The organism is Caulobacter segnis (genome assembly GCF_023935105.1).
GTDB lineage: Bacteria > Pseudomonadota > Alphaproteobacteria > Caulobacterales > Caulobacteraceae > Caulobacter > Caulobacter segnis_B.
In genome coordinates this window covers 4,372,479-4,385,805 of the sequence record NZ_CP096040.1, presented here as the reverse complement: position 1 = coordinate 4,385,805, position 13,327 = coordinate 4,372,479, and the positions used below count along the sequence as shown (strand labels likewise).

12 protein-coding genes are annotated in these 13,327 nt (G+C 69.2%); 5 read left to right on the top strand and 7 right to left on the bottom strand.

Annotated features, from left to right (window positions below):
• Nucleotides 1-134 precede the first annotated feature (134 nt).
• Nucleotides 135-3,434 (top strand): carbamoyl-phosphate synthase large subunit, encoded by a 3,300-nt coding sequence (gene carB, locus MZV50_RS20450; protein ID WP_252631109.1) that lies wholly within the window; start codon nucleotides 135-137, stop codon nucleotides 3,432-3,434.
• 339 nt (nucleotides 3,435-3,773) lie between these two features.
• A complete protein-coding gene (locus MZV50_RS20445) occupies nucleotides 3,774-4,598 on the top strand; it encodes a CPBP family intramembrane glutamic endopeptidase (protein WP_252631108.1) in 825 nt (274 codons plus the stop codon).
• A gap of 10 nt (nucleotides 4,599-4,608) precedes the next feature.
• Here the strand turns inward: MZV50_RS20445 and MZV50_RS20440 are convergent, their stop codons facing one another.
• Nucleotides 4,609-5,148 (bottom strand): hypothetical protein, encoded by a 540-nt coding sequence (locus MZV50_RS20440; protein ID WP_252631107.1) that lies wholly within the window; start codon nucleotides 5,146-5,148, stop codon nucleotides 4,609-4,611.
• A gap of 90 nt (nucleotides 5,149-5,238) precedes the next feature.
• Nucleotides 5,239-5,460, bottom strand: coding sequence for a hypothetical protein (locus tag MZV50_RS20435; RefSeq protein ID WP_252631106.1), 222 nt, complete (start codon nucleotides 5,458-5,460; stop codon nucleotides 5,239-5,241).
• Nucleotides 5,461-5,598: 138 nt separating this feature from the next.
• Between MZV50_RS20435 and MZV50_RS20430 the strand changes: the two genes are divergently transcribed.
• Complete coding sequence (locus MZV50_RS20430) at nucleotides 5,599-7,767, top strand: DUF6311 domain-containing protein (RefSeq protein ID WP_252631105.1); 2,169 nt, start codon at nucleotides 5,599-5,601, stop codon at nucleotides 7,765-7,767.
• Nucleotides 7,768-7,779: 12 nt separating this feature from the next.
• On the opposite strand, the gene MZV50_RS20425 is transcribed toward MZV50_RS20430, so the two are convergent.
• Complete coding sequence (locus MZV50_RS20425; protein ID WP_252631104.1) at nucleotides 7,780-8,226, bottom strand: GtrA family protein; 447 nt, start codon at nucleotides 8,224-8,226, stop codon at nucleotides 7,780-7,782.
• A complete protein-coding gene (locus tag MZV50_RS20420; RefSeq protein WP_252631103.1) occupies nucleotides 8,223-9,224 on the bottom strand; it encodes a glycosyltransferase family 2 protein in 1,002 nt (333 codons plus the stop codon). The genes MZV50_RS20425 and MZV50_RS20420 overlap by 4 nt, the downstream gene beginning before the upstream one ends.
• Nucleotides 9,225-9,425: 201 nt before the next feature.
• On the opposite strand from MZV50_RS20420, the gene MZV50_RS20415 reads away from it, so the two are divergent.
• Nucleotides 9,426-10,226, top strand: a complete 801-nt coding sequence (locus MZV50_RS20415) for a MipA/OmpV family protein (protein WP_252631102.1) — start codon at nucleotides 9,426-9,428, stop codon at nucleotides 10,224-10,226.
• 5 nt (nucleotides 10,227-10,231) lie between these two features.
• Nucleotides 10,232-10,918 carry a response regulator transcription factor gene (locus MZV50_RS20410; protein WP_252631101.1) on the top strand — a complete coding sequence of 229 codons (687 nt, stop codon included), beginning with the start codon at nucleotides 10,232-10,234 and terminating at the stop codon, nucleotides 10,916-10,918.
• On the opposite strand, the gene MZV50_RS20405 is transcribed toward MZV50_RS20410, so the two are convergent.
• From MZV50_RS20405 to MZV50_RS20395, 3 genes are read right to left on the bottom strand one after another with little or no spacing between them, the layout of a single operon-like run.
• Nucleotides 10,890-11,987 (bottom strand): HAMP domain-containing sensor histidine kinase, encoded by a 1,098-nt coding sequence (locus MZV50_RS20405; protein WP_252631100.1) that lies wholly within the window; start codon nucleotides 11,985-11,987, stop codon nucleotides 10,890-10,892. The genes MZV50_RS20410 and MZV50_RS20405 overlap by 29 nt on opposite strands.
• A complete protein-coding gene (locus MZV50_RS20400; RefSeq protein WP_252631099.1) occupies nucleotides 11,984-12,451 on the bottom strand; it encodes an ABC transporter substrate-binding protein in 468 nt (155 codons plus the stop codon). Before MZV50_RS20400 ends, MZV50_RS20405 begins: the two co-directional genes overlap by 4 nt.
• 7 nt (nucleotides 12,452-12,458) lie before the next feature.
• Nucleotides 12,459-13,259, bottom strand: a complete 801-nt coding sequence (locus tag MZV50_RS20395) for an MlaA family lipoprotein (protein WP_252631098.1) — start codon at nucleotides 13,257-13,259, stop codon at nucleotides 12,459-12,461.
• Nucleotides 13,260-13,327 lie beyond the last annotated feature (68 nt).

Here is a 13,327-nt window from a genome sequence, read left to right as displayed (position 1 = left end):
AGGCCCCGTTAACCCCTTCATAAGATGCGGGGTTGCGCGGAACCGACTCCGTCTCTACACGGGCGCCTTAACCTGCAAGATGGTCGACAGCGGGCGCGCGGATGTGCGCGACCGTGTCTTTGCGCGAGTTAGCCATGCCCAAGAGAACCGACCTTTCCTCGATCCTGATCATCGGCGCCGGCCCGATCGTCATCGGTCAGGCCTGCGAGTTCGATTACTCCGGCGTTCAAGCGTGCAAGGCCCTGCGCGCCGAGGGCTACCGGATCATCCTGGTCAACTCGAACCCGGCGACGATCATGACCGATCCGGACGTGGCCGACGCGACCTACATCGAGCCGATCACGCCCGAGATGGTCGCCAAGATCATCGAGAAGGAGCGCCCCGACGCCCTCCTGCCGACCATGGGCGGCCAGACCGCGCTGAACACCGCCCTGGCGCTCGAGGCCGACGGCACCCTGGCCAAGTTCAACGTGGAAATGATCGGCGCCAAGGCCGAGGTCATCGACAAGGCCGAGGACCGCCAGAAGTTCCGCGACGCCATGGACAAGCTGGGTCTGGAAAGCCCCAAGTCCAAGGCCGCCCACAACATGGACGAGGCCCGCGAAGGCCTGGCGTTCGTCGGCCTGCCGGCGATCATCCGCCCGTCCTTCACCCTGGCCGGCACCGGCGGCGGCATCGCCTACAACATCGAGGAGTTTGAGGAGATCGTCGAACGCGGCCTTGACCTGTCGCCGACCACGGAAGTCCTGATCGAAGAGAGCGTCCTGGGCTGGAAGGAATACGAGATGGAAGTGGTCCGCGACACGGCGGACAACTGCATCATCGTCTGCTCGATCGAGAACATCGACCCGATGGGCGTCCACACCGGCGACTCGATCACCGTCGCCCCGGCCCTGACCCTGACGGACAAGGAGTACCAGTGGATGCGCGCGGCCTCGATCGCCGTGCTGCGCGAGATCGGCGTCGAGACCGGCGGCTCGAACGTCCAGTTCGCCCTGAACCCGGCCGACGGCCGCATGGTCGTCATCGAGATGAACCCGCGCGTGTCGCGCTCGTCGGCCCTGGCGTCGAAGGCCACCGGCTTCCCGATCGCCAAGGTCGCCGCGCGCCTGGCCGTCGGCTACACCCTGGACGAGCTGAAGAACGACATCACCGGCGGCGCGACCCCGGCCTCGTTCGAGCCCAGCATCGACTACGTCGTCACCAAGATCCCGCGCTTCGCCTTCGAGAAGTATCCGGGTTCGGAGCCCCTGCTGACCACGGCCATGAAGTCGGTCGGCGAGGTCATGGCCATCGGCCGCACCTTCAAGGAAAGCGTCCAGAAGGCCCTGCGCGGCCTGGAGACCGGCCTGGCCGGCTTCGACGAGGTGCTGATCGACGGCGCCGACGATCCCGACACCGGCAAGGCCGCGGTGATCCGCGCCCTGGGCACGCCCACGCCCGACCGCCTGCGCGTCATCGCCCAGGCCTTCCGCCACGGCCTGACCGTGGAAGAGGTCAACGCCGCCTGCAGCTACGAGCCGTGGTTCCTGCGCCAGATCGCCGAACTGGTCCGCCAGGAAGGCTGGGTCCGGGCCGGCGGCCTGCCCACCGACGCCGCTGGTTTCCGCGCCCTGAAGGCCCAAGGCTTCTCCGACGCCCGCCTGGCCAAGCTGACCGGCTCCAGCGAAGGCGCCGTGCGCGCCCTGCGCCAGGAACTGCACGTCCGCCCGGTCTTCAAGCGCATCGACAGCTGCGCCGGCGAGTTCCTGGCCTCGACGCCCTACATGTACTCGACCTATGAGACCGGCGCCCTGGGCCAGGTCCCCGAGTGCGAGAGCGACCCGTCGTCGGCCAAGAAGGCCGTGATCCTGGGCGGTGGTCCCAACCGGATCGGCCAGGGCATCGAGTTCGACTATTGCTGCTGCCACGCGGCCTTCGCGCTGGACCAGATCGGCGTCGAGTCGATCATGGTCAACTGCAACCCTGAGACCGTCTCGACCGACTACGACACCTCCGACCGCCTGTACTTCGAGCCGCTGACGGCCGAGGACGTGCTGGAGCTGCTGCATGTCGAACAGAGCAAGGGGACCCTGGCCGGCGTCATCGTCCAATTCGGCGGCCAGACCCCGCTGAAGCTCGCGCATGCTCTCGAAGAGGCGGGCATCCCGATCCTGGGAACCAGCCCCGACGCCATCGACCTGGCCGAGGACCGCGAACGCTTCCAGCAGCTGCTGAACGGCCTGAACATCGCCCAGCCGGAAAACGCCATCGCCCGCACCTGGGACGAGGCCCGGGCCGAAGGCGACAAAATCGGCTTCCCGTTCGTGATGCGTCCGTCCTACGTGCTGGGCGGCCGGGGCATGGAGATCATCCGCGACCACGATCACCTGGAACGCTACATCGCCAACGCCGGTGAGATCTCGTTCGAGCACCCGATCCTGCTGGACCACTATCTGAGCCGCGCCACCGAGGTCGACGTCGACGCCCTGTGCGACGGGACCGACGTGTTCGTGGCCGGCGTGCTGGAGCACATCGAGGAAGCCGGCGTCCACTCGGGCGACAGCGCCTGCTCGATGCCGCCCTTCTCGCTGAAGGCCGAGACGGTCGAGGAGCTGAAGCGCCAGACGGTGCAGATGGCCCTGGCCCTGAACGTGCGCGGCCTGATGAACGTGCAGTTCGCCATCGAGGAGCCGCACGGCGACAACCCGCGCATCTACGTGCTGGAAGTGAACCCGCGCGCCTCGCGCACCGTGCCGTTCGTGGCCAAGACGATCGGGCAGCCGGTCGCCGCCATCGCCGCCAAGATCATGGCCGGCGAGAGCCTGAAGAGCTTCGGCCTGAAGGACGTCCCCTACGACCACATCGCGGTCAAGGAAGCGGTGTTCCCGTTCGCCCGCTTCGCCGGCGTCGACACGGTGCTGGGCCCGGAAATGCGCTCGACCGGCGAGGTCATGGGCCTGGACTGGATCCGCGAGGGCGAACAGGGCCTGGGCCCGGCCTTCGCCCGCGCCTTCGCCAAGAGCCAACTGGGCGGCGGGGTCAAGCTGCCGACCAAGGGCGCGGTGTTCGTCTCGGTCAAGGAAAGCGACAAGCCCTGGATCGTCGAGCCCGTGCGCCTCATGCAGCAGGCCGGCTTCACGGTGCTGTCGACCGAGGGCACCCAGGCCTATCTGGCGACCCAGGGCGTCAAGGTCGAGCACGTCAAGAAGGTCCTGGAGGGCCGTCCGCACATCGTCGACGTGATGAAGAACGGCGGCGTCCAGCTGGTGTTCAACACCACCGAGGGCAAGCAGGCCCTGGAGGACAGCTTCGAGATCCGCCGCACGGCCCTGATGATGAAGGTGCCGTACTACACCACCAGCGCCGGCGCCCTGGCCGCCGCCCAGGCCATCTCCAGCGCCCCGGCCGAAGCCTTGGACGTGCGCCCGCTGCAGAGCTACGCGGCGGAGTAGGACTTTCCAGATGCTCCCCCGCGATGCGGGGGAGCTGTCGCGGAGCGACCGAGGGGGCAAGCTGGCGAATGCTGCATTGGCCCCCTCCGGCCCTCTGGGCCACCTCCCCCGCGACGCGGGGGAGGAACGACGTGGGCGGTTCAACCCGAACCCCGTTGCTCACCTCGAAGTCCCGGCGCCTACTCGGGCTCGACATAGCCGCTTGACCCGACCGAGACTCTCCTAAAGGTTGAGGGTGTTGGGGATGCGCGGAGCGGGGCCGTGGGGTGGAAGCGCGAAAGGCTGGGAGCGTTCGTCCGGGCCGTCGGTGTCGTTCTTCTCTTCGGGGCGCTCCTGGCGTTGACCCGCCTGGCCCTGAGTCATTGTATTTCCATCCTGATAGCCGGCAAAGTGATCGGGCGGGGCGATGAGAACCCGCTGGACCATACCTTGCAGCTGCTGATCGGCGGGGTGTCGGTCGTCGCGGCATCGGTGTTGGCGGTGTGGATCGCGGGCCGCCTGCGGCTCATCGCGCCGGTGAAGCCATCCTTGGGACGCCAGGCGTTGAAGGGCTGGATGGCCGGCTTTTTCGGCGCGAGCTTCCCGTTACTGGCTTTGATCGGCGCAGCCGTGGCGATCGGCATAACGTCCGTCGTCACCGGGCCGCCGTGGGGTGCCCTGACCAATCTTGGCTTCGTTTCGCTGGCGCTGGCGCTCCTGGTCGCGGCGGCGGCCAGCGAGGAGCTCGTGTTCCGTGGCGCCATCCAACCTCAGTTGGCGAAGGCGATCGGGACGCCGGCGGCGCTTCTGTTGGCCTCGGTCCTGTTCGCCTACGCGCATATGGAGATGAGCCTCGACTTCCTGGTCACCCGGTTCCTTCTGGGCGTGGCGCTTGGCTGGGCGGCCGTGCGAACCGGAACCCTGGCGTTTCCCATTGGCGCGCATTGTGGCGTCAACTTCGTGTCGTTTCTGGTCCATGAACCCTTTGTGGGCGCGTCCGAAGTCAACGCCGACGGAGCGGCGGAGGCCGTCGCGACCAAGTCCGAGCAGTGGCAGGGCGCGGTCTTCTACGTCGTCCTGATCTTCGTCAGCGCCGAGCTCTTCCGCTGGGCTTCCCGTCGTCGCGCCGCCCGATCGGCGGTCTCACCCTCCGGGCCCGCGAGAGGCCTGGGAGCCAGGATCTGAACGCCCGCCGTCAGCCCTCCGGAACCCCGTTCCGCACGTTGAAGCACCGCCGCCGGCCCAGTTCCGTCCCGCAGAAGCCCGGCTCCTCGGTCCCCGCGTGCAGCATCACGTACTGGTCGCGGCGGCATTCGAACCAGGCCTTCTGGAAGGCGATGTGGTCGACGTCCTGGTGGAAGACCGGGCGCTGGTCGACCGTGTAGAAGCGGGTCATGGCGGTCAGGCCGCCGAAGCTGCCGCGACCGTTGACCAGGCCGCAGATCTGGCCGGTGCGGGTGGACCACACCGCGCCCAGCTCCAGCGGATTGGTCTGGTTCAGGCGGCTCTCCAGATTGGCCCGGACGATCCGCCACTCGGCCTGGGCCAGCGGCCGGTAGCGCGCCATCTGCACGGGCGAGGGCGTGGGCAGCAGGGCGTTCTCGCGCTCGAACCGCGCCAGGTCGAAGCCGGTGAACACGAAGGCGCCCAGCGTCCCGGTCACCGCCACGGCCGAGATGACCAGCGGCGCCCACAGTCGCCGCGTCACGCGCGTTCCGAAATCCAGCACCGCCATCGAGGCTCTCCCATCCCGTTGAACGGAGGTTCGGCGGTCGCATTGAAAATTACAAGTATAAATTCATTGCGCGTCGCTGGTCATGCGGCCCTAGCCGACCGGATCCTTCGGTTCGTCGTCCTCGTCCGACGCGACGCTTTCGGCCGGCGGGGGCGGCGGCGGATCGGGCGGATAGAACGCGCCCAGCAGCATCAGCATCCCGACCAGCGGGGCGAAGGCGCCGCGCGAGCGCCGGGCCGCGCGGATCAGCCAGACGCCCAGCGGGATCACCAGCGCCGCGAGGGCGATCAGGATCAGGGTGGTCTGGCTCATCCCTTCGATGTGAGGTCGCGGGGCCGTATCACAAGTCCCTTGGCGCAACCCCCGGACGCGCGATCCCGCCCTTACCGCCGCAGGGGTGTTCGGGCGCGGGTTCGATGCTATGCAGCAGTCCTCGTGCCGGGAGAATCCATGCGTTTTTCGACTAGCTTGTCGCGCGACCAGATCGAGCGGATCGCCTTCGTCGCGATCGTCACGATCGTGCCGATCCTGCTGTGCGGGTTCATGTTCGGCTTCGACATTCCGCTGGCGTCGGCGAAGTTCTGGGTTCGGCCCAAGAACGACATGATCGCCATGACGGCGGCCTACGAGGCCTATGTCCGCCAGCCGTGGACGTTCCCGATCACCATGGTCTCGGGCCTGCTGCCCAAGCCCTTCTCGATCGTGTTCAGCGACAGCATCCCCTGGCTGTCGGTCCTGCTGAAGGCCTCGGGCCTGGGCCCGTACTTCAACCCGCTGGGCGTCTTCCTGATGATCAGCTACCCGCTGCAGGCGTGGGGCATGGTCGCCCTGCTGCGGTCGCTGGGGGTCAAGAGCCGCGCGGCGCTGGTGATCGGCGGGCTGATGGCCGTGATGTACCCGACCTGGATCGCCCGCCAGTTCGGCCACATCGCCCTGGTCGGCCACTGGCTGATCCTGTTCGCCCTGGCCCTGTCGGTGTCGTCGGCGCGCTTCGGCCTGACCGCCAAGCGGATCGGCGGCTTCGCGGCCCTGGCGGCTCTGGCCACCGGCATCCACGCCTATCACCTGGTCCCCATCGCGGCCTGCTTCGGCGCGGCCCTGCTGGCCGAGCTGACCCAGCGCCGGGTCGACGCCTGGAAGCGCGTCCCGATCGCGGCCGTCGCCGTCCTGACCGCCGTGGCCCTGCCGGCCTTCATCCTCGGCTACGGCGAGGGCAGCGGCCCGACCGGCGGGGCCGCCGCCATCGGCCTCTATTCGATGAACGTGCTGGGCCCGGTGTGGCCGCAGGCCTCGAACGTCTTCGGCCAGTACTGGACCGGCGGCTGGTACCGCGGGACCCTGGACCCGAACGGCGGCCAGTATTTCGAGGGCTTCCAGTTCATGGGCGTGGGCGTGCTGCTGCTGGTGCTGGCCATGCTGGGCCTGGCCGTGCGCGACCTGATCGACGGCCGTCGTCCCGAGAGCGGCTTCTGGACCCGCTGGGCCCCGCTGATCCTGACCATGACGGTGCTGACCCTGTGGGCCATCGGCTGGGTGGTCTATGCCGGCCCGCTGCACCTGTTCGACGTGCCCAAGCCCAGCGGCAAGATCGCCGAGATCGTCGGCGGCTATCGCGCCCACGGCAGGTTCTTCTGGGCGCCGGGCTATCTGCTGATGGCGCTGGCGATCAACTGGACCAGCCGCCTGCCGCCGCGCGTGGGCCTGTCGCTGCTGGGCGTGGCCTTCGCCGTCCAGGCCTATGACTCCAGCCCCCTGCGCCAGGGCGTGCGCCACATCTTCTCCGCGCCCGACACCCTGGACATGCCCAAGGCCTTCGCCGAGAGCCCGGTCATCCGCGGCCGCCCCTGGGTGTTCCGCCCGACCTATTTCTGCAGCCCCAATCCGCTGGACGAGCGGGTGATCAGCCAGATGGCCCTGATCGCCTCGCGCACGGGCGGGACCTCCAACACCTTCGCCACGGCGCGCAGCAACGACGCCCCCTGCGCCTCGGTGGACCCGGCCCTGACCATGGACGCAGCCCCTGGCGACCGGCGCATGACCATCGTGATGGCCAACGGCAAGATGGAGGGCGGCGACCTGCAGCCAATCGCCCGGCGCAGCGACTGCTATCGGTTCAAGCGCGGCGTGGTCTGCGGCCGCGACCTGGCCGGCATCGACGGCCTGGCGCCGGTGCTGCCGGGCGAGCTGGCCATCGAGCGCCCGCCGCTGCTGTCGATCCGTCTGGACCAACTGCCCAAGTCGTCGGCGTTGATCTCGGGCTGGGCCGACCTGGACCCGGGCGGCAAGGGCCTGTGGACCGTGGGCCACAAGGCCCTGTTCGAGCTGGACGCGCCGGCGAAGATCGGGCCGGGCGGCTTCTTCGTCGACATCGTCGCCATCGCCTTCTCGGATGAGCCGGTGCGCCCGCAACGGGCCACGCTGTACGCCGAGGGCAAGCGTCTGGAGACCCAGAACGTCGACACGGGCAACTTCTACACCTACCGCTTCAAGGTGCCGAACGGGACGGTGACCCCGGGCAAGCCGGTGCGGTTCATGTTCGACCTGCCCGACGCCCGCTCCGCCCGTCCCGACACCCGCGTCCTGGGCATCGGGGTGCAGGAGATCCGGATCGTGCAGTAGGGGGCGGAGGTCCTAGGCCTCCGTCTCCACATGCGCGAAGACCCAGAAGTGGCTCAGCAGGAACAGGGCGGCGGTGTAGCTGACCGCCGCGGCCCCCTGCGCCGCCACGCTCCATAGCGGGCCCGCCTGGGGCCCTTCGGGCAGGACCAGCCGGGCCAGGGTCAGCACGCCCTGGTTCAGGGCGAAGGCGGCGGCCACGGCCACGATGTAGCGCAGCGGGGCCGAGCGGGTCGTGCGCCGCGCCTTGAACACGAAGACCTTGCTCAGCACGAAGCTGAAGCAGATCCCCACCGCGTAGCCGATGGCGTTGGCCAGGTGCGGATCCAGATGCAGGCCGACGTCCAGCGCCACGATGATCGAGAAGCCGACCAGGGTGTTGAACACCCCGGCCACGCCGTAGCGCAGCGCCGAGACCAGGAACGCCCGCCGCGCGGGGGTCAGCAGGGCGGCCAGGCTCAAGAGTCGAACCCGTAGCGGTCCATGACCACGTACAGGGGCCGGCCCTTCACCTCCTGATAGATGCGGGCGACGTATTCGCCGAGCGCGCCAATGGCCAGCATCTGCAGGCCGAAGCTCATCAGGATCACCACCATCAGCGACGGATAGCCGGGCACGTCGCGGCCGAAGAACAGGGTGCGCAGCACGATCGCTCCGGCGAAGGCCACGGCGGTCAGGCCCGCGGCCAGGCCGACATAGCTCCACACCCGGATCGGCGCGGTGCTGAACGAGGTGATGCCGTCCAGGGCGAAGTTCCACAGCTTCCAATAGCGCCACGAGCTGGTCCCCGCCGCCCGCTCGGGCCGCGCGTAGGGAATGGCCTGCTGCCGGAAGCCGACCCAGGCGAACAGGCCCTTCATGAACCGGTTGCGCTCGGGCAGCTGGCGCAGCACCTCGACCACCCGCCGGTCCATCAGCCGGAAGTCGCCGGCGTTGTAGGGCAGGTCGACGTCTGACAGCCCGTTGAACGCCTTGTAGAAGCCCTGGGCGGTCAGGCGCTTGAGCAGCGAGTCGGCGCTGCGGTCGACCCGCACGCCATAGGCGACGTCGGCCCCGGCCTCCCAGGCGTCGATGAACTGGCCGATCAGTTCGGGCGGATCCTGCAGGTCCACGTCGATCGGCACCACCATGTCGCCCGTCGCCACGTCCAGCCCGGCCGACAGGGCCGTCTCCTTGCCGAAATTGCGGGCCAGGTTGATGACCTTGACGCGCGGGTCGCGCTGGTGATGCGCCAGCAGCACCGCCAGGGTGTGGTCGCGGCTGCCGTCGTTGACGCAGACGATCTCGTACTCGACGCCCAGCGCCGCCAGCTCCGCCTCGATCCGATCGAAGAACAGGTCCAGCACCTCCTGCTCGTTGAAGCAGGGGGCGACGATCGACAGCCGCTTGCCGACGCGCGAGCGGGTGGGGGCGGGGACGGGCGCGTTGGAGGCGGGTGCGGAAGCGACGGGCGAAACCATGGCGCTGGTTTAGCGGGCTTAAGCGCCGAGGGGGAGGGGGCGCCGCGCGAGTGAAAAGTTATCCACAGGGCCTGGTCGCCTGAAAAATCCACGCGCCGGAGACGCGGCGCGCGGCGAGGTTGGCCGCCGAAAGGTCCGCGCAAGCTTGGGCTCGCATAGGCCAGCCACCGCGCCAAGGCGGTGTTGCCGGATCCCACCGAAATGAAGCCCCATCTGTTTATTCTCTGCCTTGTCGCGCCCGTCCTGGCCGGAGGCGGCGTCGCCCGGGCCGAAGACGACCAGCGCGATGGCCTGAGTCTGTCGCTGGGCGTGGCGGGCGTCTACCGGCCGGAGTTCAAGGGCTCGAAGGACTATGAGTTCAAGCCCTTGCCCTTCGTCGGCCTGCGCTATGGGCTGGGCGACCGCTACGTGGCCCTGGAGGGGCCTTCGCTGCGGGCCAATGTGCTGTCCGGCCAGGTCCTGGAGTTCGGCCCGGTCATCTCGTATGAGCGCGGCCGGAAGAAGGACATCAAGAACCTGGCGGTCCGCCGCCTGGGCGAGATCGACGCCGCCGTCAACGTCGGGGCTTTCGCCCGCAAGCGGCTGAAGGTCGGGGCGGGCGACCTGACGATCGGCGTGGAGGCGCTGACCGACACCGGCAAGGTCCACAAGGGCGTGCTGGCTACGGCCGGCGTCGGCTATGACCGCCAGCTCAACGACCGCTGGAACGTGAGCGCCAACCTGTCGGCGACCTGGGCCGACCGGAAGTACATGAGGACCTACTACGGCGTCTCCGGCGCCGGGGCCGCGGCGAGCGGGTTTTCGCCCTATGTCGCCAGCGCCGGGATCGAGAACGTCGAGGTCGGGGCCAGCCTGAGCTATCGGATCAGCGACCGCTGGAGCGCCCTGGCCCTTGGCGGCTATCGCCGGCTCGTTGACAGCGCGGCCGACAGTCCCATAGTCGCGCGCGGGGGCTCCGCGAACCAGGGTCAGGTCGCCTTCGCCTTGCTCTACAACTTCTGACGGCCATGCGCGCCCTGCTCATCGAGGACAATGTTCGGCTCGGCGAGGCGACCGTGAAGTCGCTGGCCAAGGCCGGATTCACGGTCGATCTGTTCGACACCGTCGGGGACGGATGGCACGCCTGGCGCAGCGTGACCTATGACGTGGTGATCCTCGACATCATGCTGGGCGACGAGAGCGGGCTGGACCTGCTGCCCAGGGCGCGGGCGGCGGGCCTGCGCACGCCGGTGCTGATGCTGACCGCCCTGGGCAGCGTCGACCAGCGCGTGCAGGGGCTGGAGCGGGGCGCCGACGACTATCTGGTCAAGCCGTTCGCGATAGAGGAACTGGTGGCGCGCCTGCGGGCGCTGGGACGTCGGCCGGCCCTGACGGCCGACGTCCTGCGCTACGGCGATCTGGAATATGACCAGAACGCGCGCGAGATCAGCGTGCGCGAGGCGCGCCTGCCCTTGTCGCGCGGCGAAAGCATCGTGCTGGAAAGGTTCCTGCGCAATCCCAACCGGGTCGTCACCAAGGCCCAGCTGGGCGACAGCCTGCACAGCCTGGACCAGGACTACACCGACAACTCCATCCAGGTTCACGTCCATCGCGTGCGCCGCAAGATGGCCGAGCTGGGGGCGGACGTGACGATCCGCGCCCTTCGCGGCCTCGGCTACATGGCCGTCAGGTCAGGCGGCGGCGCGGCCGACTGATCGTCTCTTTCGCCACCGGCTGGAAATCCAACTCGAAACAGGCGCCGCGGTCGGCGGGCGCGAGCCGCGCGGCGCCGCCATGCTGCTCCATGATCTGACGCACGATCGACAGGCCAAGGCCCGCGCCGGAGCCGCGCGGATCGCCGCGGCTGAACCGCTCGAACACGCGGTCCCGCACCCCGGCCGGAACGCCCGGACCGTCGTCCCTGACGCGCAGGACGCCGGCGGCGTCCACCGTCACCAGGATCTCCGCGCCGGGCGGCGTATGGCGGACGGCGTTCTCGAGCAGATTGCGCAGCGCCGTCTCCACCAGGCCGGCCTGGCCGTCGATCATGAAGGTCTCGACCACGCTGTCGAAGCCGACGCCATGGCCGCTGGAGAGGATGAAGCTGGCCATCTCGCCGGTCACGTCGCGTGACAGGGCGACGAGGTCGAAGCGCGCGCTGACGCCCGAGGCACCGCCCTCGGCCTCGGCCAGGGACAGCAGTTGGGCGATCAGCCGTCCAAGACGCTCGAACTCCTCGCTGGCCGCCCGGCGCTCGCCCGGCTCCAGCAGGCTTTCGACCTGGGCGCGCAGCGTCGCCAGGGGCGTGCGCAGTTCGTGGGCGGCGTTGGCCGAGAAGTCCCGCTGCGCGCGCAGGCCGCTTTCCAATCGATCGAGGGCGGCGTTGAAGGCTTCGACCAGGGGCGCGATCTCGCGCGGGGCGCTGTCGACGGACAGGCGGGCCTCGATGGTGGCGGGGGTGATGTGTCCGGCCAGCTGCGACATGCGGCGGAGCGGCCGAAGGCCGATATGCAGGGTCAGGTAGACGCCGATCATCATCAGGGTGATCAGCAGCAGGATCTCCATCGTGTTGCCTTTGAGCTCTTCCCAAAGGTGCGCCGGAGTCAGGTGCTGGATCAGGGGCAGAGAGGGTTCGTCCGGCTTATCGCCATTGACCTCCGCGAACAGGATGGTGGTGGCCACGGCGAGCAGGACCAGGGGCGCCAGCATCCGCATCAGCGACGGCCCGCCCCGTCGGCGTCTCAGCGGCGCCAGGCGCGCGCGGATCCCCAGCATGTGCTTCATTCGCGACGTCGTCCCGCCAATGCCGACCGGCGCCCACCGCGCGGCCAGATTCCGCGACACTCTACGTCGATCAGCCGCCATCCGCCCGCGGATCTCGCGACCCGCCAGGACATCTGCAGCGGCGCGAACGCCCGGTCGTCGCGGACGGCGACCATGACGATCGCCTCGTCGCGCCCGGGGCTGGTCGAGCCCAGCAGCGTCATGTCGCCGGCGGATCCGCGCCGCAGGCGGCCGTCATAGGCATAGGCGACGCCCGCGCCGCCGCCCGTCAGGCCGCTGACGGCCGAGGCGAAGGCCGCCGCCCGCCGGGACGCGGTCAGGTCCGCGTCGCCGGCGATGCGCAGCAGGTCCCGCAAGGCGTCGGTCACGAACGCCTCTGCGTCCGGATCGCCGAACACGACGTCCTCCGGGGCCGGGAGGGCGCACTCCATCAGGGCGCGCCAGGAGGTGAAGCGATAGGCCATGCCGGGATCAGGGCTCGATCTTGGCGGCGTCGAAATCGGGCAGGACCTGGACGCCGCCCTTGGCCTGGCGAACCATGTCGGCGCGGTTCTGCAGATAGGCCGAGCGCATCATGGCGTAGGGATCAGCCGCGTCGTCGAGGGCGCGAAAGAAGCCGTCGCCGGTCGCGCGCTTGTCGAGGACCGTGGTGGTCGCCCGGATCGATCCGAACATCTTCGGCGCGTCGGCGGTGGCCATGGAGACCGGATCGGTCATCATGTCGACCAGCCGGCCGGCGCCATCCCGCAAGGTGGTGGGGCCCATCAGGGGCAGGACGAGGTAGCGCCCGGGCTTGGCGCCATAGCGCCCCAGGGTCTGGCCGAAATCGCCCACATGCCCTTCCAGGCCCAGCTTGCCGCCCACATCGAACAGGCCCAGGCCGCCGGCCGTGCTGTTGATCAGGAAGCGCGACGCCGTCACGCCCGCCGCGCGCGGCCGCCCCTGCGCCAGGTCGTTGAGGGCCGTGCGCGGCTCGGCGAGGTTGGCCACGAAGGTCGTGACGCGATTGCGCGCGACGCGCGGCGTGACCCTCATGTAGCCGCGGGCCATCGGTCCGATCAGGAACCGGTCGAAGCCGCGATTGAGCTTGAAGGTCCCGCGGTTGAACCCCTCCCAGGGATCGTTCGGCGCGGCGGCGTAGGGCGACGGCGGCTCGGCCGGTGTTTCCGCGACGTCGACCGGCGACTGGGCCCAGGCGGCGTGAGGCGCGGCGCAGACAAGGGCCAGGCTGGCGAGCAATCCGAGACGGCCGGTGATCGAGGATGGTGTCATCGCGAGGGGCTCCATGGGAAGGCCCACCGCCTATGAGCGCCGAGGCTTGCGTGAAGCTTTCGGCCCGA